Source organism: Stenotrophomonas maltophilia, assembly GCF_003970865.1.
GTDB lineage: Bacteria > Pseudomonadota > Gammaproteobacteria > Xanthomonadales > Xanthomonadaceae > Stenotrophomonas > Stenotrophomonas maltophilia_AR.
This window is the reverse complement of sequence record NZ_RXLZ01000021.1, coordinates 38,209-61,344: the sequence shown is the minus strand read 5'-3', so window position 1 is coordinate 61,344 and position 23,136 is coordinate 38,209. Positions and strand designations below refer to the sequence as shown.

The following is a 23,136-nucleotide window of genomic DNA, read 5'->3' as shown; positions in this document are numbered from 1 at the left end:
CCTCAACATCAATGAAGGAAGAAGGAGACAACTGATGGTGGACGCGGTGGTGGCGGTACAGTGGCTGGAAAAGCTGCAGAACACACTGGAACCCTATCCTGGCGCCTACCTGGCGTTGATGATCTCGGCGCTGCTGATCGCAGCCGGCCTGGCCAACTGGGTGACCAAACGCATCCTGGTGCGTGGCCTGCGGCGCCTGCTGCAGCGCCTGCCGGGCGCCGAGTCCGGCCGTGGCAGCCATTTGATGCGGGTCATCTCGCGCCTGTCCAACGTGGTGCCCAGCCAGGTGATCGCCTCGGGCATCACCCTCATCCCCGATCTGCCGCCCAGCCTGGTCAACGTCATCATCAAGCTGTGCATCGTGTGGGCTGTACTGACGGTGTCGATGGCGTTCTCGCATGCGCTGGACGCGGCCAACAGCCTGTACGAGCGCAAGCCCGATGCGCGCAACAAGCCGATCAAGGGCTACCTGCAGGTGGTCAAGATCGTGGTGTTCGTGGCCGCCGGCCTGTCGATCGTCGCCACCCTGCTGGGCGTAGCGCTGGGCCCGCTGGTGACCGGCCTCGGCGCAGCCACGGCAGTGCTGATGCTGATCTTCCAGGACACCATCCTGTCGCTGGTGGCCAGCGTGCAGATCAGTGGCGATGGTCGTGTGCGCATCGGTGACTGGATCGAGATGCCCAGCCAGAACGCCGACGGTGATGTGATCGACATCGCCCTGCACACCATCACCGTGCAGAACTTCGACAAGACCATCACCACCATCCCGACCAAGAAGCTGGTGACCGAGTCATTCAAGAACTGGCGCGGCATGCAGGAGGCTGGCGGCCGCCGCATCAAGCGCGCGCTGTACCTGGACCAGCACAGTGTCGGTTTCCTGGATGAGGGCGATCTGGCTTTCCTCGGCGAATTTGCGCTGCTGCGCGACTACCTGCAGACCAAGGAGCAGGAGCTGGGGCAGTGGAACGGGCGCCTGCGCGAGCAGGGCGTGGCCGAGGTCAACAGCCGCCGCGTGACCAACCTGGGTACCTTCCGGGCCTATGTGGAGCGCTACCTGCGCAGCCATCCGGGCATCCATACCGACATGACCCTGCTGGTACGTCAGCTGCAGCCGACCACTGAAGGCCTGCCGCTGGAGCTGTACTGCTTCACCCGCAGCACTGCTTGGGGCGAGTACGAGGCCGTGCAGTCGGACATCTTCGACCACTTGCTGGCGATCCTGCCTGCCTTCGGCCTGCGCGTGTTCCAGGCCTCCAGCGACGCCATGTTGATGGCCGGGCAGCGCCAGTTGGCCGGCTCGGAGTAAGCTGCGATGCCCCCGGCGGGGCCATACGGACCCCGCTGGTGGCTGAAACTGAATGAAGAAACCTCTCGCCAAACGGCTCGGGATCGCTAGAATGCCGGGCTTGTAAACGTTTTCATCAAGGACTGCCGGTGGCCTCCGATCGCATCGAATCCCTCATTGCCCAGATGACCGTCGAGGAAAAGGTCGGCCAGCTGGGTGTCTTCGCGGACATGGTCCGCCCGTTCGCCCCGGACGTGAATCCGGAAGCCAACGTGCGCAATGCCGACCAGGTGCTGCAGCAGGTGCGCGAGGGCAAGGTCGGGTCCCTGTTCAACGGGGTGGGCGCCGAACTGGGCCGCCGCATCCAGCAGGTCGCCACCGAGGAGAGCCGCCTGGGCATCCCGGTGATCCTGGCTGCCGACGTCATCCACGGCATGCGCACCGTGTTCCCGATCCCGCTGGGCGAGGCCGCCAGCTTCGAGCCGGATCTGGCCGAGCGCACCGCGCGCGCCACCGCCATCGAAGCCACGGCCGCGGGCCTGCACTGGACCTATGCCCCGGCCGTGGACATCGCCCGCGACCAGCGCTGGGGCCGTGGCGCCGAAGGTGCCGGTGAGGACGTGGTGCTGGGCTGTGCGTTCGCCGCCGCCCGCGTGCGCGGCTTTCAGGGCAGCGACCTGCGCGCCGCCGATTCGCTGCTGGCCACGCCCAAGCACTTCGCCGCCTATGGCGCGGTGATGGCCGGCATGGAATACAACATGGTGGACATCTCGCCGCAGACCCTGCGCGACGTGCACCTGCCGCCGTTCAAGGCCGCCTTCGACGCCGGCGCGATCACCGTGATGTCCTCGTTCAACGACATCAACGGCGTGCCGGCCAGTGCCAATGCCGAACTGCTGACCGACATCCTGCGCGGTGAATGGAAGTTCCCGGGCGTGGTGATCTCCGATTACACCGCCGACATGGAACTGGTCGCCCACGGCTATGCCGCCGATGACCGCGATGCCACCGCCAAGGCGTTCACCGCCGGCCTGGACCTGAGCATGCAGAGCGGCTTCTACGCCGAGCACCTGCCGGGCCTGGTCGAGAGCGGCGACGTGCCGATGGCGGTGCTGGATGAAGGCGTGCGCCGCATCCTGTGGCTGAAGGAAACCATCGGCCTGTTCGACGATCCGTACCGTTCGCTGGACCCGGCGCGCGAAGCGGATACCTCGCACATTGCCGCGCATGACGAACTGTCGCGCGATGCCGCGCGCCGTTCGATCGTGCTGCTGAACAACCGCGACAACGTGCTGCCGCTGCAGAAGACCGGGCAGAAGATCGCCCTGATCGGCCCGTTCGTGCAGGACCGCGAGAACATCGAAGGCTGCTGGACGCTGTTCGGTGACAAGCAGCGTTATGTCGACCTGGAAACCGGCGTGCGTGCCGCCATCGGCGACGAAGCGCTGCTGGAAATCGTGCCGGGCTGCGAACTGGAAGTGGCCATCCCCGGTGGCACCGAAGCGGCGGTGGCTGCCGCGCTGCGCGCCGACGTGGTGGTGCTGGCGTTGGGCGAACCGCAGCGCTACAGCGGTGAGGCGCAGTCGCGCGTGGAAATCACCCTGCCGCCGGCACAGCAGGCGCTGGCCGAGGCCGTGGCGATGACCGGCAAGCCGCTGGTGGTGCTGCTGCGCAATGGCCGCGCGCTGGCGCTGCAGGGCGCGGTGCGCAATGCACAGGCCGTGGCGGTGACCTGGTACCTGGGCACGCAGACGGGCCATGCGGTGGCTGATGTGCTGTTCGGCGACTACAGCCCGTCCGGCCGCCTGCCGGTCAGCTTCCCGCAGGTGTCCGGCCAGCAGCCGTACTTCTACAACCACCCGCGCACCGGCCGCCCGGAACTGCCGACCATGTCGGAGTTCAAGGCCCGTTGGCGCGAGATCCCGAATGAGCCGCTGTACCCGTTCGGCCACGGCATCGGCTACACCAGCTTCGCCTACGGCGTGCCGCAGTTGAGTGCGGCGAAGCTCGGCTGGGACGACACCCTGACCATCACCACCACGCTGACCAACAGCGGTGATGTGGCCGGCGAGGAAGTGGTGCAGCTGTACATCCACGACCGCGTGGCCAGCCGCGTGCGTCCGGTGCGCGAACTGAAGGACTTCCGCAAGGTGGCATTGCAGCCGGGCGAGTCGACCGAAGTGGTGTTCACCCTCAGCCGTGAACAGCTGGCCTTCACCGGCCGCGACGGCGTACTGCGTGCCGAGCCGGGCCACTTCGACCTGTGGGTCTGCGCCTCTTCGGCGGCAGGTGAAGCCATGCAGTTCGAGCTGCTGAAGGCCTGATCGAAGAAAAGGGGACGGAGGGGATTAAGTCGTTAGTGGCACAAACGACTTAATCCCCTCCGTCCCCTTTTTTGTTGTCCTCACTGTGGCGGCGCTACCATCGGTGTTCTTGAACCGATGGATGCCCGCGCATGCGTACGATCGCTGTGTTGATTCCCGCCCTGCTGCTGGCGGCCTGTTCGCAGCCGGCGCCGCCGGCCGCGCCGGCGGTGGATGCTCCGCCGCCGATGGAGGCCGGCGCTGCAGCGACGCCTGCGGCTGAACCGGCAACGCCGGCAGCCGAACCTGCCGCAACCGCACCGGCGGATGCGGCCACGGAAGACGCGCGTGCGCGCATCGAGAGCGTGCTGGGTGATGCTGCTCAGTACGAAAAGGTCTTCAACGCGTTCAAGACCGCCGTGGTCGGCGGAGATCGCGCTGCGGTGGTCGAGGAAGTGCGCTTCCCGTTGAACATCAGCGGCGGAAAGAAGATCACCGGCCCCGGTGAGTTCCAGCGCAGCTACGAGAAGATCATCACCCCGGCAGTGGTCAAGGCGGTGTCCGAACAGGACTTCGGCAAGGTCTTCGTCAACCAGCAGGGTGTGATGATCGGCGATGGCCAGGTGTGGTTGAACGGACAGTGCCTGGACCAGGCCTGCACGAAGACCGAGGTGAAGGTCATCACCATCCAATGAACGCAGACGGCCCCGCGTGCGGGGCCGTTGCGGGCAAACGTGCCGGCCAGCGGCCGGCACTACCGGGGCATCAGGTCTTCGGTGTCAGTTTCAGCAGGCGCGCCTTGCTGCCATCTTCCAGCAGCCACAGTGCGCCATCGGGGCCCTGTTCCACTTCGCGGATGCGTTCGCCCATGTTGAAGCGCTCGGCTTCGCGCGCGCTGTCACCGTCGAAGGCCACGCGCACCAGCGAGGTGGAGGACAGGCCGCCGATGAAGCCGCTGCCCTTCCACTGCGGGAACAGGTTGCCGCTGTAGATCACGAAGCTGGCCGGTGAGATCACCGGCGTCCAGGTCACCTTCGGCGCGGCGAGTTCCGGGCGCGTGTCGTGGTCGGGAATCGGTCGGCCGTCGTAATGGTCACCATTGGAAACGATCGGGTAGCCGTAGTTGGCGCCGCGCACGATCAGGTTCAGTTCGTCGCCGCCGGCCGGCCCCATCTCGTGTGCCCACAGCTTGCCGTTGGCATCGAAGGCCATGCCCAGGATGTTGCGGTGGCCCAGCGACCACACCTGCGCGGCAACGCCGCCCTGCGAGGCGAACGGGTTGTCGGCGGGCAGGCTGCCATCGTCGTTGAGGCGGATGATCTTGCCGAGGTTGCCGCCCATGTCCTGGGCCGGATCGAACTTCTGGCGCTCGCTGGAGCTGATCCACAGCTTGCCGTCGGGGCCGAAGGCGAGGCGATGCCCGTAGTGGCCCTCGCCGCTGACCTTGGGGCTCTGCCGCCAGATCACCTTCAGGTCCTTCAACTGGCCGGCACCGTTGGCATCCAGCGCCAGCGTGGCACGGGCCACGGCAGCACCGCGGGTGTCCAGCGTGCCTTCCTCGGCGTAGCTGAGATAGATCACGTGGTTGCTCGCGAACTGCGGGTGCAGGATCACGTCACCGAAACCGCCCTGGCCACCATAGGCGACCTTGGGAACGCCGGCGATCTCGTGTTTCTGGCCGCTGGCCAGGTCCAGGTGCTGCAGCTTGCCGCGCTTTTCGGTGACCAGCAGGCTGCCGTCGGGCAGGAAGGTCATCGCCCAGGGCTGGTCGAAGCGGCTGACTTCGGTGGCGGTGAACGGGCGTTGATCGGCGGTGGTGGATGCCGTGGCCGTGGCTTGGGCGCCGTTGGCGGCCGGGTCGGCGGCATTGCAGGCGGAGGTGGCGAGGATCGGCACCAGGCCGAGGGCGAGCAGCAGGGGTGTGCGGGTCATGGGTATCTCCAGGGCGGGGATGCGGATGGCCGGGCTGTCCCTTGTATACCACTTGCACGGTGACCGTCGTGGCCCGAAGGTCCCGCGCCCCCTGTGCGGCGGCAGCGGGATCGTCTAGGGTGGGCACGCCCGGGCAAAGCGTGCCCGCCTGCCTGCCAAGGATCTGCAATGAGCACAGCCATGCCCCACAAGCCGTCCACTGCCTTCATCGCCGCCTCGTGGGTGGCCCTGCTGCTGGGTGCGGCGGCCTATCTGATCGGCCTGTTCAACGCCACGATGGCGCTCAACGAGAAGGGCTACTACCTGACCCTGCTGCTGTTTGGCCTGTTCGCGGCGGTGTCGCTGCAGAAGAGCGTGCGTGACCGCGTCGAGAGCATTCCAGTAAGCGGCCTCTACTACGCGTTGTGCTGGTTCGCGCTGCTGTCGGCGCTGATGCTGCTGCTGGTCGGCCTGTGGAATGCCACGCTGGCGCCGAGCGAGAAGGGCTTCTACGGCATGGCCTATGCGTTGTCGCTGTTCGGTGCGGTGGCGGTGCAGAAGAACACCCGCGACCTGATCGCCGCCGGTGGCGGTGATAGCAAGCGCAGCACGGCCGTGCCGCCGCTGCCGGAACAGGAGTGATCGATCCGGTGTAGAGCCGAGTCATGCTCGGCTCTACAGTTCAGGTTTGCGCGGCAGCTTGTAGATCACCGCGCCGATGGCGAACGCGACCAGTGCAGCGGCAATGTTCTGCCAGCTGGCACTGGCGAACAGGGCCACGCACAGCAGCAGCGCCAGCACTGGAATCAGTGGGCCGCCCGGCAGCTTCAACGCACCAGGGCGATCGGCATAGCGCTTGGCCAGCACCAGGACTGCCGCGGCAGTACCGATGTAGGCGAACAGGCGCGTGGTCATCGACAGCAGCGCCAGCTGCACGAACGAACCGGACAGGGCCAGGCCCAGCGCGATCAGACCCTGGCACAGGATCGACGCGGCCGGGGTATGGAAGCGCGGATGCACCTGCGCCAGGATCTTCGGCCCGTAGCCATCGCGCGCCAGCGCGAACAGGAAGCGTGGGCCCATCATCATCGTGTTGCTGTTGGTGCCGAGGATGGAGATGGTCGCGCCCACGGTCAGGATCAGTGCCAGTGCCTCGCCACCGAAGCCGGCGGCGGCATCGGCCAGCGGCGTGGCCGAGCTGGACAGACCGGCCAGCGTGCCCTGCGCCACCACCTGCACCGCGCCGTAGATGACGGTGACGGTGATGATCATGGTGATCAGGGCGAACGGAATGTCGCGGCGCGGATTGCGGTACTCACCGGCGGCGGCCGGGATGTTCTCGAAGCCGGCGTAGGCGTACAGCAGCAGCAAGGCGGCTTCGCCCATGCGCTGCAGGTCATGCGGGTCCGGGCGCTGGCCGGAGAAGGCCAGCTGCGGGTCGATGTAGAACGCACCGATGGCCACGAACAGCAGCAGCGGCAGCATCTTGCCGATCACCAGCACCACGCCGGTACGCGCGGCCGAGCGCACGCCGATGATGTTGACGCCGGTGAGGAAGCCCAGCGACACCACGATCACCGCGATGCGCCCCATGCCGGCGCCGGCCCACTGCCAGAAGCGCGCGACGGCATCCGCCAGCGCGTTGCTGAGTGCGGCCGCCGAACTGATACGGGTCAGCCAGATCATCCAGCCGATCTCGAACCCGGCGAAGCGACCGAAGGCCTCGCGTGCATACAGGTAGCTGCCACCGGGCTCATCGAAGTAGCTGGCGGCCTGCGCGTAGCACAGCACCAGCAGGGCAACGACGATACCGGCGGCGACCACGCCCCACAGGCTGAAGGGGCCAAGCAGGGCGACGGTGGCGGCCGGCAGCAGGTAGATGCCACTGCCGATCACATCGTTGATCGACAGCCCGACGATCTGCCAGCGGCTGACCGCGCGCTGCAGCTGCGGTTCGTCCTGCGCGCTCAACGGGCGTCTCCGCGCAGTGCGGGCAGCTGCCATTGCGCCTGCAGCCGCTTGTACTCGGCGCGCGGCAGCAGCACGAAGCGCGGCGTATCCTGCGGCCGCAGCCAGTCCAGCAATGCCTGCATGCGCGCCTGCGGCATGGCCGTGCAGCCGGCGGTGGCCTCACCCGGCTGGCGCCACAGATGGGCGAAGATGCAGCTGCCCTTGCCGGGTTGGTTGTCCGGGTTGTGGGCGATCACGAAGCCCTCCTGGTAGCGCACGTCGCCCTTGTCGTGCAGGTCCAGCCGCATCGGCTCGGTGGAGCCTTTGACCGCCGCACTGCCGACCTTCTTCGCGTCGACGATGCGGTTGTAGAACGGCGAACCGGGCACGTCCATGCAGTAGCTGCTGTCCAGCATCGGCTGGTAGGGCATCGCGGTGCCGGGGCGGGTGACGGCATAGCCGAACGCACTGCCGAGCGCGAACACGCCTGCCGGGCTGCGGCCATCGCCTTCCTGCTTCTGCGGGCCGTCGGCCTGCGCCGGATGCAGGCCCAGGCCCCAGGCGCTGCCGGTACGGCCGAGCGCGACCGGGAAGGCCTGCCCGTGCGTGCGCCAGCCCTTGCCTTCGCGCACGTAGGCCTGCAGCTGTCCCTGGGTGCTGTCCCAGCTTTCGCTGGTGACCACGATCAGCTGGCGCGCGCCATCCAGTGGCGCGGCGTGGGCGGACATCGCCGCAGAAAGCAGCACGGCAGTAGCGAGGCGGACCAGCGATCTCATCAACATGCGCTCCGGTCAGGAATCCAGCAGGTGGTCGATCCGCTCCAGGTTCACCGCAAGCTGCTGCTGGCGATCCGGATTGGTATGGCAGAGCAGCACGAACAGGAAATCGAGCAGGGCGTGCATGGCGCTACGGTACAGCAGCTGCGCGACCTGCGGCGTGCGATCGTGCGCGCACACCACCAGCGCTGCATCAGCATGCGCGCGCAGCGGGTTGGCGGTGTGGCGGGTGATGGAAATCACCTTGCCACCCATGTCCTGGAACTGCCGTGACAGCTGCGAAAGCTGGGGCAGGTTGCCGAACTCGGAGAACATCAGCAGCGCATCGCCGGGGCGCGCGGCCGACAGGTTGGCCAGCATCAGGATCGGGTCGGTATGCGGTACCACCAGCAGGCCGAGCAGCGACAGCCGCATGGCGAACTCGCGCGCGAACAGGCCGTCGTCCCCCAGGCCGTACACGAACAGCTTCGGTGCGCCGTCGAGCAGCTGCACGATGCGTTCGATCTCCTCACGCGGATTGGCCTGGCGGGTTTCCTCTTCGGCCTGTGCCTTGCTGCGGCGCAGGGCCTCGCCCAGGCGCAGGTAGTCGTCGCTGTTGTCGGGTTCGCTGGGTGCCTGCTGCGGGTCGGCACCGGCGCGGGCGACATCCTGGCCGATGGAGTACTTCAGGTCCGGGTAGCCCTTGAAGCCGAGCTTCTGGCTGAACTTCACCACGCTGGACTGGCTGATGCCCAACGCGCTGGCCAGCTGCTGGGACGAGTAGTCGCGCAGCAGGTGGGCGTTGTCGAGGATGAAGTCGGCGATGCGGCGCTCGATGGCCGACATCTGCCCGCGCTCGGTGCGGATTTTCAGCAGGGGCGGCATGCGGGGCGTCCGGGTGTCTGCAAAGGCGTTGCGGTTGGCAGCGTAGAGCGTGTCATGGAATGGGTCGGGCGGGTGCCAGCCACGAAAAGGTTGCGGAGTGCAGTTGTTGCCTTTGAGGTTGAGTCCGCCTTCAAGCGAGCCGAGCACCGCAGGTCCGGCGAGGGCGAAGAGGCGCGGGTGTCTGAGCGCAGCGAGTTCCGCGCCGTCCCTCGGCGGGCCGAGGAGCGCAGGGCACCGGCGTGCGTAGCACGTCGGCTTGCGGCCGGCGGAGCGTTTCTTTTGGTTACTTTTCTTTTCGCGAAAAGAAAAGTAACGCCCGACCAGGCGTCAGTCACCCATGGCCCCTGTAGAGTCGAGCCATGCTCGACTGCGCGGATCAACCCAGTATCTCCAGCCCGCGCACTTCGGTGATGCCCAGCCCCGGCACGTCGCTGATGCTGATCTCCGATTCGTTGAAATGCACGCCGCCGCTGACCGGGTCGAACTGGCCCAGCGAAGGGCCGTCGAGGTCGACCTTGGTGATCACATCGCTCTTGGCCACGGCCAGATGCACGGCGGCAGCCACGCTGATGCTCGACTCGATCATGCAGCCGATCATGCACGGCACGCCGTAGATGCCGGCGATGTCGGCGATGCGGATCGCGTTGGACAGGCCGCCGGTCTTCATCAGCTTGATGTTGATGATGTCGGCCGCGCGCTGCTGGATCAGGTCCATCACCTGGCTCGGGCTGAACACGCTTTCGTCGGCCATCACCGGCGTGTTGACGCGGTCGGTGACGTACTTCAGGCCGCTGATGTCGGCGGCCTTCACTGGCTGCTCCAGCAGCTCGAGCACCACGCCCGCTTCTTCCAGCGTGCGCATGGCGTGCACTGCCTGTTTGGCGGTCCAGCCCTGGTTGGCATCCAGGCGCAGCAGGGCGCGGCCTTCCACCGCGGCGTGGATCGCCTTGACCCGTTCGATGTCCAGGCCGATGTCCTTGCCGACCTTGATCTTCAGCGACTCGAAGCCGCGGTCGATCGCCGACAGCGAGTCGGCCACCATCTTGTCGATGTAGTCCACGCTGATGGTGATGTCGGTGGTGATCACCGGGTCGCCGCCACCGAGCATCTGGTACAGCGGCGCACCGTGCAGCTGCGCCCACAGGTCGTACAGCGCGATCTCCACCGCCGCCTTGGCGCTGGTGTTGCGCTCCATCGCGGTCTGCACCAGCGTGCACAGATGGTTGAGGTTGACCACGTCCTGGCCGATCAGGCGCGGGGCGATGAAGTGGCGGATCGCTTCGATGATCGAGCCGTGCGTATCGCCGGTGATCACCGCGGTGGCCGGGGCTTCACCGTAACCGGTGTTGCCGGTGTCGGTGCGGATCAGCACCACCACGTCTTCCACGGTTTCCACCGTGCGCAGGGCAGTCTTGAACGGCGTCTTCAGCGGCACGCGCAGCATGCCCAGTTCGATGGCGGTGATCTTCATTCAGGAGTCTTGGCCCGCAGGCGCTGGATGTTGGTGATGCGGTCGATGTAGCGGACGGTATCGCTGGCCATCATCGGCTCCAGCGGCGTGACCGAAACACCATTGAGATGGGCCTGCACGCGCGTGCCGTCGGCGCCGAACCAGCTGCCGCCCGCGGTATCGTGGATCACCCACGTACGGCCGTCGACATGGCCGATGGCCATCATCACGTGGCCGGGGATGTAGACCAGGTCGCCCACCTGCAGGTCGGTGACGGCACGGTCGCGCAGTGCCTTGCCGTCCTTGCTGCTGAACGGCAGGCGATCCAGCGCCGGGCTGATGGCCTGTGCACTGGTATTGCGCGGCAGCAGCACCCCGAAGCTGCGGTAGATTTCCGAAACGAAACCGCTGCAATCGCGGGTGTCGTAGTCGTGGCCCCAGCCGTAGCGTTCACCGAGGAACTTGAAGGCCTGCTGCAGCAGCAGGCGTGGGGTCAGCGGCAGGTAGTCGGCGGCGGTGTCCTGTGAGCGCGGCAGCAGGGCCGGTACCAGCTTCAACCGACCATCGGCCTCCCGCACTGGCAACTGCACCACCCACGAGGCATGCGCCTGCTGGCCGTTCACCGGCTCTGACGCGGGCCAGTCGGCCAGCACCGGCAGGCGCACGCCCATGTCCAGCTGCAGGCGCGAAACGCGCGGTTCTTCCGGGGTGTAGACGGTCTGTGCGGTGGCGCCGGTGATGATCCGGTACGGTCCCTTCGCGCCGTAACCGAGCACCGTGGCCTTGTCGCTGCTGGCGATGGCATCGGCTTCGATCCACGCGCTGTAGCGCTCGCTGTGCACGAACAGCCAGTGGCCATCGGTGCTGCGGTGGACCACGGCGACCTTGTCGCCAGGGAACAGTGCCGATTCCTGGAAGCGGTCGATGTCGGTGTCACCGACGGTGCTGAAGACGCGCTCGCGGGTGGGGAAGGTGCGCAGTGCCGTGCGCTTCACCACCAGCCCGTAGGCCGGTGCCGTCTGGGCGGAAAGCGCATCGAGGCCAAGGTTGGCTTCGATCGCGCTGCGCAGCGCGGGCGCGATCGCCTGGCCCTTGTCGTTGTAGAGGGCGCGCGTGGGCCAGCGCGACAGCGCGGTGATGCTGGCACGCACCGTCGCCGCATCATGCTGGGCTGGCAGTGCGGCGATGTCCTGGATGTGGCTGTCCTGTGCCCGCATCCGTGCGTTCTGTGCCTCGATCTGCGCGCGGTCCAGGATCGGCGCATCGGCGTTGTCCAGGCGTGCGGCCCAGTACTGCGGTGTGAGATAGGCCTCGTGCAGGCCGATCACATAGGGCAGCGGTGCGCCCGGATCGGGCGGTGGTGCCGCCTGTGCAAAGGCCGGTGCGGCCAGCAGGCACAGGGCCAGGGTCAACCGGCGCGGCCAACGCCGGCGCGGTTCGCGGGAAGCCAGGCTCATGCGGTGCACACCCTCCTCGAATGCCTGTTGGAATATTTATTCCTTTCGGCCTCGAAATCAAGAATAAATTATTGACCGGCATCCCGGCCCGTGTTACACAGCCGTTACCACCCGCGCTGGGGAAGTGTCGCTGTGGAGTCTGCCGTTCGCAAACCGCGTCTGCCTGCCGCCGCAGGCCTGTGTGCCGCGCTGCTGCTGTGGGCGTGGTCGGCGGGAGCGGAGCCGCCGCCCTCGGCCGTCCAGTTTGCGCGCGTCGTGCAGATGATCGACGCGGGACGGTTCTTTGAAGCACACAGCGAACTGAACACCTGGTCGGCCGCCGACGCGGCGGAGCTTGGCGTCAGTTTCGATGACATCGCGTTCCAGGAAGAACGCATGCGCCGCATCCGCCTGGATTTTTCCCTCGACGAAACCGCCGCCAAGTCTGCCGTGCGTCGCTGGATTCCCGATCTGACCGACGAGGAATTCGCGCGCTGGGATCAGCTCGGCCTGATCGAGCATCTCGATATCGATGGCACGCGTTGGTATTTCAAGCGCGCACCGTCGAACCTGTTCCTGCTCAGTAACGAAGCACGCGCACGCCGCCGCGCGGATGCACCGATGTCACCGCCGGGCCCGAACGAAGTGCTCAACGCGCACCACACGCACGTGCTTGCCGCAGCCGAACAGAGTGGCCAGGCGTCGGTACTGCCGCAGCGCATTGAATTCACCCAGTCGCTCACGGTGAAAGCCGATGCCGTCCCGGCCGGTGAAACCGTACGCGCCTGGATTCCGTACCCGCGCGAGATCCCGGGCCAGCAGGAGCAAGTGCAGTGGTTGGGCAGCACGCCCGGCAAGGCACGCGTGGCACCGGCCAGTACCTTGCAGCGCACCGCCTACCTGGAAGCCAAGGCGGTGGCCGGCAAGCCGACCCGCTTCGAGATCCGCTACGCAGCGACGATCTTCGCCCGGCATACCGCGATTGACCCGACCAAGGTACAGCCAACCCCGGCTGATCCGGCCTTGAAGCCCTATCTGGCCGAGCAGCTGCCGCATGTGCGCTTCACCCCGGCGCTGAAGCTGTTCTCCGAGCAGGTGCTGCAGGGCGAGACACGCCCGTACGAAGTGGTGCGCAGGCTGTTCGCTGCCGTGGACCGCATTCCCTGGGCCGGTGCGCGCGAATATTCCACGATCAGCAACATCAGCGATTACGCACTGCGTGCCGGCCATGCCGACTGCGGGCAGCAGACCCTGCTGCTGATTGCGCTGCTGCGCATGAACGGCATTCCTGCGCGCTGGCAGTCGGGCATGGTGTTCTCCGACGATGGCAGCGGCTACAACAATCTGCATGACTGGGGACAGGTCTACCTGGCGCCGTATGGCTGGCTGCCGATGGACGTGACCACCGGCGCACTGGCCAGCGATGTACCGGCGCTGCGCGATTTCTATCTGGGTGGCCTCGATGGCTACCGCATCACCTTCAACGATGATTTCGGCCAGCCCTTCGTGCCGGCCAAACAGCACTACCGCTCGGAAACGGTCGACTCGCAGCGTGGCGAGGCCGAGTGGGCAGGCGGCAACCTGTACTTCGACCAATGGAGCTACGACTTCCAGTGGCGGGTACTGCCAGCCGGGCAACGCTAGCGCGACACATCGCAATCCACACCATTCAATTCTTGCAGGAGAGAGCAGGGGATGAAGGCTTACAGCATCAAACGGGCGGCCTTGTGCGTCGCCCTCGGGGCGTGTCTGGGCGTGATCGCGCCCAACGCATTCGCACAGGATGGTTCGGTGGTCGGCCGGTTGGTCACGGATTCGGGCCAGCGCCTGGAGGCCGCTACCGTGACCGTGCGCAATCCTGCCACCGGTTTCTCGCGTTCGGTGAAGGCCGACGTCAGTGGCAGCTACCGCATACCGCAGTTGCCGGTAGGCACCTACACCCTGGAGGTGGCGGTGGCTGGCGGCGCGCCTGCGCAAGTGGGTGAAGTGACGGTGTCACTGGGCAATGCCACCACGGTCAACGTGCCGGTCTCGGGTATCAGCACGCTGGGCGCCGTGCAGGTGCGTGCACCTCAGGTCATCTCGATGGTGGACGTAACTTCCACCGACTCGTCCATGAACCTCAGCCGCCAGGACATCGAGCGGCTTCCGGTCGACCAGGATCTGAAATCAGTGGCGATGCTGGCGCCGGGCGTGGTCTCGGGCAAAGGCTCGCTGGGTGCGCAGGGGATCTCCTTCGGTGGTTCGTCGGTGGCCGAGAATGCGGTCTACATCGATGGCCTGAACGTGACCGACTTCTACAACCGTGTCGGCTTCTCGTCGGCACCGTTCGCGTTCTTCCAGGAATTCCAGGTGAAGACCGGCGGTTACTCGGTGGAGTTCGGCCGCACCACCGGCGGCGTGATCAACGCTGCGACCCGCTCGGGCAGCAACGATTTCCACGCTGGCGTCGAGTACACCTTCGAGCCGCGTGCCTGGCAGTCCAGCAAGAACGATCACTACACCGCTGACGGTACGCCGTACATCATCGGCAGCCAGGACAAGCACACCACCAACCGCCTCAACGTATGGGGTTCGGGTGCACTGGTGCAGGACCGCCTGTTCTTCTTCGGCATGTACGAGATCCGCGACAATCGCGCCCAGTACACCAACAACGATGGCAACGTCTTCAACCAGGGCAGCACCAACGACCCGTTCTGGGGCGGCAAGCTGGACTGGCAGATCAACGACAACCACCGCCTGTCGCTGATGGGATTCTCGGACAAGGACAACTGGGCCTACGACGTCTACGGCTTCGACCTGGCCAAGGGCGAGCCAACTGCCAAGACCAACGAGATCTACACCACCAACGGCGGCAAGAACTGGGCCGCGTCCTACAACGGCCAGCTCACCGAAGGCCTGTCGGTGCGTGCGATGTACGGCAAGAACCAGCGCTATGCCTCGCAGCGCAGCATGACCGACCTGGAGTGCAACCGCGTGGTGGCCGAGAGCGGACTGGCTCCGGCAGGCGTACCGCTGGGCTGTACCACCAACTCGACCGTGCAGTCACGCGTGGATGACCGCGAGCAGGCGCGGCTGGATTTCGAGTGGCAGCTGGGCGCCCATCTGCTGCGCTTCGGTGTGGATCACGAGAAGAACGTGTCCACCTATGACCGCTATTATCCGGGCCCCGGTGCGTTCTACTACAACGTCTACAAGACCACCCCCGGCTCGATCCTGGAGAACGGCGGCGTGGTACCAGCGGGCACTACCGCCTACGTGCGTGCGCGGCGCAATGAAGTGGGGGGTGAGTTCGAAAGCACCAATTCGGCGTACTACCTGGAAGACAACTGGTCGGTCACCGACAACCTGCTGCTGAACCTCGGCATCCGCATGGAGACCTTCGACAACAAGGATGCCGAAGGTCGCAGCTACATCAAGATGGACAACATGTGGGCGCCGCGCGCCGGCTTCGCCTGGGACATCAAGGGCGATGGTGCAATGAAACTGTTCGGCAACATCGGCCGCTACTACCTGCCGGTGGCCAACGTCATCAACATCAAGCAGGCCGGCGGCCTGCTTGATGAGCGCACCTACTATGCCTTCAACGGTTGGGACATCCGCGAGATCAATGGCAGCCGCTATGCCGTGCCGCGCACCGGTGCGCAGATCGGGCCGGTGGACAACTCGCAGGGCGATGGCACCGTGGGTGACCTGCGCTCGGAAGTGGACCGTGACATGGATCCGGTCTACCAGGACGAGCTGATCCTGGGCTTCCAGCAGATGCTCAACGAGCGCTGGTCCTATGGGGTGCGCGGTATCTACCGCAAGCTGCACAACGCCATCGATGACATGCATATCACTGCCAGCGCGCAGTGCGGCAACGCCGAAGTGGGCTGGGTAATGGCCAACCCGGGCAGGAAGGTCACCGTGTGGGGGGATACCAACTGCGACGGCACCTCCGATGGCTGGTTGACCGTGGACACCAGCAAGGAAGGTTTTGCCCAGTACGATGACAAGGGCAATTACATCGGCCAGATCGGTTGGGACAAGCCGCGTCGCGACTACAAGGCACTGGAACTGCAGTTGGACCGTGGCTGGGACGGCAAGTGGGCGATGAATGCCTCGTACACATTGGCCTATGGGCGCGGCAACGCCGAGGGGCCGGTCAACTCCGATACCGATTTCGCCGATACCGGCCGCACCGAGAACTTCGATGATCCATGGGTCAACCGTGGAGGCTATGGTTACCTGGCCAATGATCGTCGCCATCAGTTCAAGCTGCGCGGCAGCTATGCGATCACCGAGAACCTGCTGGTCGGCGCCACGCTTGATGCCCGCTCCGGCGGCCCGGTCACCGGATTCGGTGTGGGCAACCCCAGCGGCAATACCAAACCCTTCCACAGCTACTACATCTGCGTGCAGAACTGCACGTCCAGTGTTCCCTCCGAGCGTGTCTACGAACATTCCCCGCGTGGCGGCTACGGGCGCATGCCGTGGACCTACGAACTGGGTGCGAACATCACCTGGAACAAGCAGTTCGGCGAGGCCGACCTGAAGGTCAAGCTGTCCATCTACAACCTGACCAACCAGCAGAAGAGGATGTCGGTTGACCAGGAGAAGGAAAACGCCATTGGTCACATCAGCGACACTTTCCTGTGGCCGACCAGCTTCCAGTCACCGCGCTATGCGCAGCTGACCGTGAGCCTGAACTACTGAAGCACGATCCGCGCCGTCCCGATGGGCGGCGCGGGTGCCGGGTCGCACCCGTGAGGAACACCCATGCATCATCTGCTGATCCTTGCGGCCGCATTGGCCGCACCCTCGGCATCGGCCATCGACACCGCTTCAATTGATGCCGATGTCGCCGCCGTGGTCAGGGTCGAGCATCTGCCCGGGCTGGCGATGGCGGTGGTCGAGAACGGACAGGTGGTCTATCGCCATGCCGAGGGCGCGCGTGGTGATGGCGGCCGCATCAACGAGGACACGCTGTTCAAGATCGCCTCCAACAGCAAGGCGATGACCGCTGCGCTGCTGGCGCGGTTGGTGCAGCAGGGCACGCTGCGCTGGGATGATCCGGTGCAGCGACACCTGCCGGGCTTCCGCATGCACGATGCGTGGGTGGGCGAGCAGATGCAGGTGCGCGACCTGTTGATCCACAACAGCGGTCTCGGCTTGGGCGCCGGTGATCTGATGCTGTGGCCGGAGCCGAACACGTTCACCCGCGCCGACATCATTGCCGGGTTGGCGCACCTGAGGCCGGTCAGCAGCTTCCGCAGCCACTACGCCTACGACAACCTGATGTATGTGGTGGCCGGTGAAGTGGCGGCGGCAGCGGGTGGAAAACCGTACGACCAGCTGATGCGCGAGCAGGTGTTCGAACCACTGGGCATGACGCGCTGTCAGGTGGGTGCGTGGTCGGTGAAACGCGTGGGCAACGTGGCGCAGCCGCATGCCTGGCGTGGTGAACGCAACGAGGTGGTGAACGCCGATGCTGCGATCAGCCCGGACCTGCCTTCAATGGCAGCGGGCGGCATCCGCTGTTCACTGCGCGACATGACGCGCTGGATGCAGGTGCTGCTGGATCCCGCGCTGGTGCCGGACTGGCTGGGCAGCGAACAGCGGCGCACGCTGTGGAGCCTGCACATGCCGATGCCGTTGGGTGAGCGCCAGCGGCGCTGGGACAACGCGCATTTCTACGGCTACGGCTATGGCTGGCGCGTGTCGGACATGGACGGGCAGTGGAAGGTGGCGCATACCGGCACGTTGTCAGGCATGTATTCTTCACTGGCGTTGCTGCCCGACCGCAAGGTGGGCGTGGTGATGCTGATCAACGGTGAAGGCGAGGATGCACGCACGGCGTTGATGCAGGCCATGCTGAAGCGCTTCACCGCACCAGACCATTCGGGCCCGGCGACGGAGTACCTGGCGGAACTGAAGGCAGACCAGGCCGCTCGTGCGGCAACCGGGCATCAGCGGCCGCCGACGTCAGATGCGCGGCAGGCGTCGGCTTCCGATCTGCCGCACTGGCAGGGCCGCTACAGCGATCCGTGGCTGGGCCCGGCTTCACTGTGCCCGGGCAAGGACGGCCTGCGCTTCAGCGTGGACAAGTCGCCCAGGCTGCAGGCGACCGTGCTGCAACTGCAGGGGCGCTGGCTGCTGCGCTGGGATACGCTGGGTGACGAGGCGCAGGCGTGGCTGCAGCCGGGCGAAGGCCCGGCACCGACACTGGACCTGCGCGCCATCGATCCGGACATCGACTTCAGTTATGACTTCCAGGACCTGCATTTCACTCGTACTGGCAACTGCGCTGGCAGCGACCACCAGCGCCGCTGAGCCACCGCGCGTTTCACCGGCTACCGACGCGGCCAGCGCCGGATTGGTGGAGATCCGCACGTTGTCGCCAGGCATCGACATGGACATCCGCTACGCCAGCGCCAACAACTTCACCGGTGCGCGCGTACCCGGCTACGAGGCGCCGTCCTGCTACCTGCTGGCGCCGGTGGCGAAGGCGCTGGCACAGGTGGAACAGGATCTGCGCGCGCAGGGCTTGGGCCTGCGCCTCTACGACTGCTACCGGCCGGTGCGTTCGGTGCAGGCCTTCATGGCCTGGGTGAACGATCCGCGCGAGCTCTCGCGCAAGGCACAGCAGTACCCGGATCTGGACAAGCCACGGTTGCTGGCCGACGGCTACATCGCCGAGCGCTCCGGCCACAGCCGCGGTGCCACGGTTGATCTGGGCCTGCTGGATTGCCGCAGCGGTGCGTGTACGCCGTTGGACATGGGCACCGACTTCGATTTCTTTGGCCCGCGCGCGCATACCCGGACGAGCGGGCTGAGCGCTGCGCAGCAGGCAAACCGCCAGCAGCTGGTGCAGGCGATGACGCGCCGTGGCTTCGTCAACTATCCACAGGAGTGGTGGCATTACACCCTGCAGCCCGAGCCGGATCCCGGCACCGCGTACGACGTGCCGGTGCTTTAGGGGTTATCGGCCGGGGCGCCCTCGACAATTTCCCGCTGCTCTTGGTAGGTGTCGACCTTGGTCGACACGGTAGATCCACGCCATGCGTGGACGCCTTTCGTTCAATTCTCGCGATATTCGATTTCGATGGAGATTCATCCACGCATGGCGTGGATCTACTGTGGCTACCGGATTGGGTCCGGGGCAGATCCCTTACACTGGCCGCCATCCCACCGTTTCCCACCCGATGAACCTACCCCTGCACTTCGGCCTGCTTGGTACCCTGGAAGCCGGCGCCATCGCCCTGCTGGTCGGGCTGCTGGTGTACTTCCTGTGGTCTCAGCTGTGCCGGCTGCTGCACTGGACAGTGGGGCACGCGATCGGCTGGTCCTGCGTCATCGCCGTGATCATCTCCGCCGGCATCGATGCATGGAAGCTGTTCTACATGGGCATCGTGCGGCTGGAGTCGCCGCTGTACGCGCGCCTGTTCCTCGCCACCATCCATGATCCGAACGAACTCGGCAGCCGCGTGGTGCTGGAAATCGCCGGTGCGCTCGCCGGCGTTGCCCTCGGCTGGGTGTTGTTCAGTTCGCGGTCATTGGAAAAAACCGTCGACTGACGCAGGTTTTTCGTTGCCTGCCGGTTAAATCCGGCAGCGCTGAATGCGCATCTTATGAGGTGCTCACTTGCTGCTAACCACCGCGCTAAAGCATGCGCGGAGGCGAGTGGTTAATCGTGCGTGTTGACGCCGGTCGCGGGGCAAAATCGATTCAGAAATGCGGTGGCAGGGTAGGTGCCGTGCGGAGACAACACGCCGCGCAACACCACCCAATTGGTAGGAGACACCCCTGATGACTATTCGCAACCGCAAGCCCCTGATCGCCCTGATCGTCGCCGCCGGCAGCGTGCTGGCCATTCCGGCGATGGCCCAGTCGGCCAAGCAGCAGGCCGCGCAGGCACAGAACGAAGCCGCGCAGGCGCAGCAGTCGGCGGCACAGGCAGGGCAGGCGGCTGACCAGGCGACCAATGCGGCCGCGGCGGCATCGGCGCAGGCCAATGGCGGTGGCCAGACCTGGGCCAGCATCGATACCGATGGCAACGGCACCATCAGCAAGACCGAGGCACAGGTGAACGCGGGCCTGGCCCAGGTGTTCGACCAGGCCGATACCAACAAGGACGGCGAGCTGAGCGCCGATGAGTACAAGGCCTACGTGGCCGCGCAGCAGGCCGGTGCGGGTGCCGGCGCGGCCCAGGGCCGCTGATCCACACCTGATTCGGGAAGACCGGTGCATGGGGACCCGGGCGGCTGCGGCCGCCCGGGTTTTTATCGTCACCAGCACCCCTGTATCCTTGCACGATGAACACCTCCACGCCTGCGCCGTCGCGCGCCATCGGCCTGGTCGGTTTTGACGGTGACGACACGCTGTGGAAGAGCGAGGACTACTACCGCAAGGCCGAGCAGGATTACCTTGACCTGCTGTCGCGCTACGTCGACGTGCACGACACCCAGACCGCACGCCATCTGCTGGAAGTGCAGCAGCGCAACCTGGCCGTGTTCGGCTACGGTGTGAAGGGCATGGTCCTGTCGATGATCGAAGCGGCCATCGACATCACCGGCCAGCGCATCGACGCCAAGGACATCCAGCGCATGCTGGACATCGGCCACGACACCCTGCGCCACCCGGTCGATCTGATCGACGGCGTGCGCGAATCGGTGGCGGCCATCGCCGAGCACTACCCGGTGGTGCTGATCACCAAGGGCGATCTGTTCCACCAGGAAGCGAAGATCAAGGTTGCCAACCTTGCCGAGCTGTTCCCACGCATCGAGATCGTCTCGGAGAAGGACCCGGAAACCTACGCCCGCGTGCTGGCCGAATTCGATCTGCCGATGCAGCAGTTCGTGATGGTCGGCAACTCGCTGCGTTCGGACATCGAGCCGGTGGTGACCCTGGGCGGCTGGGGCGTGCATACCCCGTATGCAGTGACCTGGGCACACGAGACCCAGCACGGCGTGGCCGACGATGAACCGCGCATGGTCACCGCCGACACCGCCCACGATTGGCCGGCCGCACTGGCGGCGATCGAGGCCAAGGCCGCAGCGGCGGCCTGACAGGGCCCGGCGGCTGCGGCAGAATCGGGGCATGAACGTCCGACTGCGCGCGCTGTTGTTGTCCCTGCTGCTGGTGCCGGCCACCGTGCTGGCCCAGCAGACCGCCGAGCGTTCGGCGGCCTACACGGTGGAAACCGGTGACCGCTGGGTCGATGCCCAGCTGCAGGACATCAATCACTACGCCGAGCGCTACCCCGACGCCTTCCTCGACGAAGTGTCGCGCTATGCCGGCGTGCCGCGCGGGTACATCAGCGCGCTGTTCACCACCCATGGCTGGCAGGCGGGGGACATCTACTTCGCCTGTTTCTGGGCCAAGGCCAGCGGCCAGACCTGCCGCGACAGCGTGCGTGCCTTCAGCCAGGACCCGGAGGGTGGCTGGGAAGCGGTGGTGAAGCGGATGCCCGCCAAGCCGGACAATCTGCATTACCGCGCCGTGCGCCATGCCATCGTGGCCAGTTACCAGCACTGGGACCGGCCGATTACCCTGGATGCCACCCTGAAGCGCCAGCTCAAGGGGTAGTGCCGGCCGCTGGCCGGCAACTGCACCATTCCAGGCATCCGGAGGTTGCCGGCCAGCGGCCGGCACTACCATTGTTTTTCATGTTGCTCTGCATATCGCCGCCGCGCCGCGCTCCGGCGACAATACGGGTCCGAGCTGTTCCCCGTTCCCGTAATCGAGTGACTGATGAGCGCCTCTTTCGTTTCGCCTGATGTGATCCGCCGCCTGTTCGCACAGGCCATGTCCCGCATGTACCGCACCGAAGTGCCGCTGTACGGCACGCTGGTGGAACTGGTGGAGCGGATCAACGCGCAGGTGCTGGAGCAGGACCCCGCTCTGGCCGCGCAGCTGCAGCGCAACGACGAGCGTGCGCGCCTGGATGAAGAGCGCCACGGCGCGATCCGCGTCGGCACCGTGCAGGAGCTGGCCACGCTGCGCCGCCTGTTCGCGGTGATGGGCATGTTCCCGGTCGGTTACTACGACCTGTCGGTGGCCGGCGTGCCGGTGCACTCCACCGCGTTCCGCCCGCTGACCGGCGCCGCGCTGGCGCAGAATCCGTTCCGCGTGTTCACCTCGCTGCTGCGCCTGGAGCTGATCGAAGACGAAGCGCTGCGTGCCGAGTCCGCGCGCATCCTCGAACGCCGCCGTATCTTCACCGAAGGCGCACTGGCGCTGATCGACCAGGCCGAGCGTGACGGTGGCCTGTCGCAGGCCGATGCCGAGCGCTTCGTCGACGAATCACTGGAAACCTTCCGCTGGCACGGCGATGCCACGGTCGATCTGCCGACCTACCACGCGCTGCACAACGCGCACCGCCTGGTGGCCGACGTGGTCAGTTTCCGTGGTCCGCACATCAACCATCTGACGCCGCGCACGCTGGACATCGACGCCGCGCAGGCCGCGATGATCGAACACGGCATGGCGGCCAAGGCGGTCATTGAAGGTCCGCCGCGCCGTGCCTGCCCGATCCTGCTGCGCCAGACCAGCTTCAAGGCGTTGGAAGAAGCCGTGCATTTCCCGGACAGCGACGGTGGTGATGCCGGCACCCATACCGCGCGCTTCGGCGAGATCGAACAGCGCGGCCTTGCGCTGACCCCGAAGGGGCGCGCGCTGTACGACCAGCTGCTGTCGCAGGCACGCGATGCCGGTGGCGAAGGCAGCACCGGTGGCGACTACGGCCAGCGCCTGCAGGCGGTGTTCGCCAGCTTCCCGGATGACCATGACACGCTGCGCCAGGAAGGATTGGGCTACTACCGGTACCAGCTGACCGACGCTGGCCGCGCCGCACCGGAGCGCGTGGCTGATCTGCCCGCCGAAGTGCTGGTGGCCGCCGGACTGGCCACGGCCGACCCGATCGTCTATGAGGATTTCCTGCCGGTCAGTGCCGCGGGCATCTTCCAGTCGAACCTGGGCGGTGAAGAACAGCGCGCCTATGCCGCACATGCCAACCGGGAGGCCTTCGAGCAGGCGCTGGGCGTGGCGGTGAATGACGAGTTCGAGATCTACGAGCGGCTGCAGGCTGAATCGCTGGCGGCGCTGCGCACCTGATCGGGACCGCTTGGGTGCGTGTGGTGGGTGCGGACCTTGGTCCGCACTGATGTATCCGGGCTCC

19 protein-coding genes are annotated in these 23,136 nt (G+C 66.1%); 13 read left to right on the top strand and 6 right to left on the bottom strand.

Annotated elements, in window-relative coordinates:
• Positions 1 to 34: 34 nt before the first annotated feature.
• The 3 genes from EKL94_RS09145 (at position 35) to EKL94_RS09135 (ending at position 4,283) form a co-directional block, all read left to right on the top strand.
• On the top strand, positions 35 to 1,306 hold the full coding sequence (locus tag EKL94_RS09145; RefSeq protein WP_126928842.1) for a mechanosensitive ion channel family protein: 1,272 nt from the start codon (positions 35 to 37) through the stop codon (positions 1,304 to 1,306).
• A gap of 128 nt (positions 1,307 to 1,434) precedes the next feature.
• Complete coding sequence (locus EKL94_RS09140; RefSeq protein WP_126928841.1) at positions 1,435 to 3,609, top strand: glycoside hydrolase family 3 N-terminal domain-containing protein; 2,175 nt, start codon at positions 1,435 to 1,437, stop codon at positions 3,607 to 3,609.
• A 131-nt stretch (positions 3,610 to 3,740) separates the two neighbouring features.
• Positions 3,741 to 4,283 carry a hypothetical protein gene (locus EKL94_RS09135; RefSeq protein WP_126928840.1) on the top strand — a complete coding sequence of 181 codons (543 nt, stop codon included), beginning with the start codon at positions 3,741 to 3,743 and terminating at the stop codon, positions 4,281 to 4,283.
• A 70-nt stretch (positions 4,284 to 4,353) separates the two neighbouring features.
• On the opposite strand, the gene EKL94_RS09130 is transcribed toward EKL94_RS09135, so the two are convergent.
• Entirely contained in the window at positions 4,354 to 5,520 is a 1,167-nt protein-coding gene (locus tag EKL94_RS09130; RefSeq protein ID WP_126928839.1) for a PQQ-dependent sugar dehydrogenase, read from the bottom strand.
• Between the two features lie 168 nt (positions 5,521 to 5,688).
• Between EKL94_RS09130 and yiaA the strand changes: the two genes are divergently transcribed.
• Positions 5,689 to 6,141, top strand: a complete 453-nt coding sequence (yiaA, locus tag EKL94_RS09125) for an inner membrane protein YiaA (RefSeq protein WP_126928838.1) — start codon at positions 5,689 to 5,691, stop codon at positions 6,139 to 6,141.
• A 33-nt stretch (positions 6,142 to 6,174) separates the two neighbouring features.
• On the opposite strand, the gene EKL94_RS09120 is transcribed toward yiaA, so the two are convergent.
• The 5 genes from EKL94_RS09120 to EKL94_RS09100 all read right to left on the bottom strand — a co-directional run bounded on the left by EKL94_RS09120 (position 6,175) and on the right by EKL94_RS09100 (position 11,996).
• The gene (locus tag EKL94_RS09120) at positions 6,175 to 7,470 is read right to left on the bottom strand and encodes an APC family permease (RefSeq protein ID WP_126928847.1); all 1,296 of its coding nucleotides are present in this window, start codon (positions 7,468 to 7,470) and stop codon (positions 6,175 to 6,177) included.
• Positions 7,467 to 8,225: a L,D-transpeptidase family protein gene (locus EKL94_RS09115; protein ID WP_126928837.1), complete on the bottom strand. Its 759-nt coding sequence runs from the start codon at positions 8,223 to 8,225 to the stop codon at positions 7,467 to 7,469. The genes EKL94_RS09120 and EKL94_RS09115 overlap by 4 nt, the downstream gene beginning before the upstream one ends.
• A gap of 15 nt (positions 8,226 to 8,240) precedes the next feature.
• A complete protein-coding gene (locus EKL94_RS09110) occupies positions 8,241 to 9,089 on the bottom strand; it encodes a MurR/RpiR family transcriptional regulator (protein ID WP_126928836.1) in 849 nt (282 codons plus the stop codon).
• A gap of 376 nt (positions 9,090 to 9,465) precedes the next feature.
• A complete protein-coding gene (locus EKL94_RS09105; RefSeq protein ID WP_126928835.1) occupies positions 9,466 to 10,560 on the bottom strand; it encodes a dipeptide epimerase in 1,095 nt (364 codons plus the stop codon).
• Positions 10,557 to 11,996 (bottom strand): SH3 domain-containing protein, encoded by a 1,440-nt coding sequence (locus tag EKL94_RS09100; RefSeq protein WP_126928834.1) that lies wholly within the window; start codon positions 11,994 to 11,996, stop codon positions 10,557 to 10,559. Before EKL94_RS09100 ends, EKL94_RS09105 begins: the two co-directional genes overlap by 4 nt.
• Before the next feature lie 132 nt (positions 11,997 to 12,128).
• Here EKL94_RS09100 and EKL94_RS09095 point away from each other — a divergent pair, with 132 nt between their 5' ends.
• The 9 genes from EKL94_RS09095 (at position 12,129) to hglS (ending at position 23,072) form a co-directional block, all read left to right on the top strand.
• Positions 12,129 to 13,619, top strand: a complete 1,491-nt coding sequence (locus EKL94_RS09095; RefSeq protein WP_126928833.1) for a transglutaminase-like domain-containing protein — start codon at positions 12,129 to 12,131, stop codon at positions 13,617 to 13,619.
• A gap of 51 nt (positions 13,620 to 13,670) precedes the next feature.
• Positions 13,671 to 16,673, top strand: a complete 3,003-nt coding sequence (locus EKL94_RS09090; protein ID WP_126928832.1) for a TonB-dependent receptor — start codon at positions 13,671 to 13,673, stop codon at positions 16,671 to 16,673.
• Between the two features lie 63 nt (positions 16,674 to 16,736).
• On the top strand, positions 16,737 to 18,290 hold the full coding sequence (locus EKL94_RS09085; RefSeq protein ID WP_126928831.1) for a serine hydrolase domain-containing protein: 1,554 nt from the start codon (positions 16,737 to 16,739) through the stop codon (positions 18,288 to 18,290).
• Complete coding sequence (locus EKL94_RS09080; RefSeq protein ID WP_126928830.1) at positions 18,223 to 18,936, top strand: M15 family metallopeptidase; 714 nt, start codon at positions 18,223 to 18,225, stop codon at positions 18,934 to 18,936. Before EKL94_RS09085 ends, EKL94_RS09080 begins: the two co-directional genes overlap by 68 nt.
• A gap of 226 nt (positions 18,937 to 19,162) precedes the next feature.
• Positions 19,163 to 19,534 (top strand): hypothetical protein, encoded by a 372-nt coding sequence (locus EKL94_RS09075; protein ID WP_087921310.1) that lies wholly within the window; start codon positions 19,163 to 19,165, stop codon positions 19,532 to 19,534.
• Between the two features lie 232 nt (positions 19,535 to 19,766).
• Complete coding sequence (locus tag EKL94_RS09070; RefSeq protein ID WP_004139214.1) at positions 19,767 to 20,177, top strand: EF-hand domain-containing protein; 411 nt, start codon at positions 19,767 to 19,769, stop codon at positions 20,175 to 20,177.
• A 95-nt stretch (positions 20,178 to 20,272) separates the two neighbouring features.
• Entirely contained in the window at positions 20,273 to 21,025 is a 753-nt protein-coding gene (locus EKL94_RS09065; protein WP_126928829.1) for an HAD family hydrolase, read from the top strand.
• Positions 21,026 to 21,056: 31 nt separating this feature from the next.
• Positions 21,057 to 21,545 (top strand): hypothetical protein, encoded by a 489-nt coding sequence (locus EKL94_RS09060; RefSeq protein ID WP_126928828.1) that lies wholly within the window; start codon positions 21,057 to 21,059, stop codon positions 21,543 to 21,545.
• Between the two features lie 165 nt (positions 21,546 to 21,710).
• On the top strand, positions 21,711 to 23,072 hold the full coding sequence (hglS, locus tag EKL94_RS09055) for a 2-oxoadipate dioxygenase/decarboxylase HglS (RefSeq protein ID WP_126928827.1): 1,362 nt from the start codon (positions 21,711 to 21,713) through the stop codon (positions 23,070 to 23,072).
• Positions 23,073 to 23,136 lie beyond the last annotated feature (64 nt).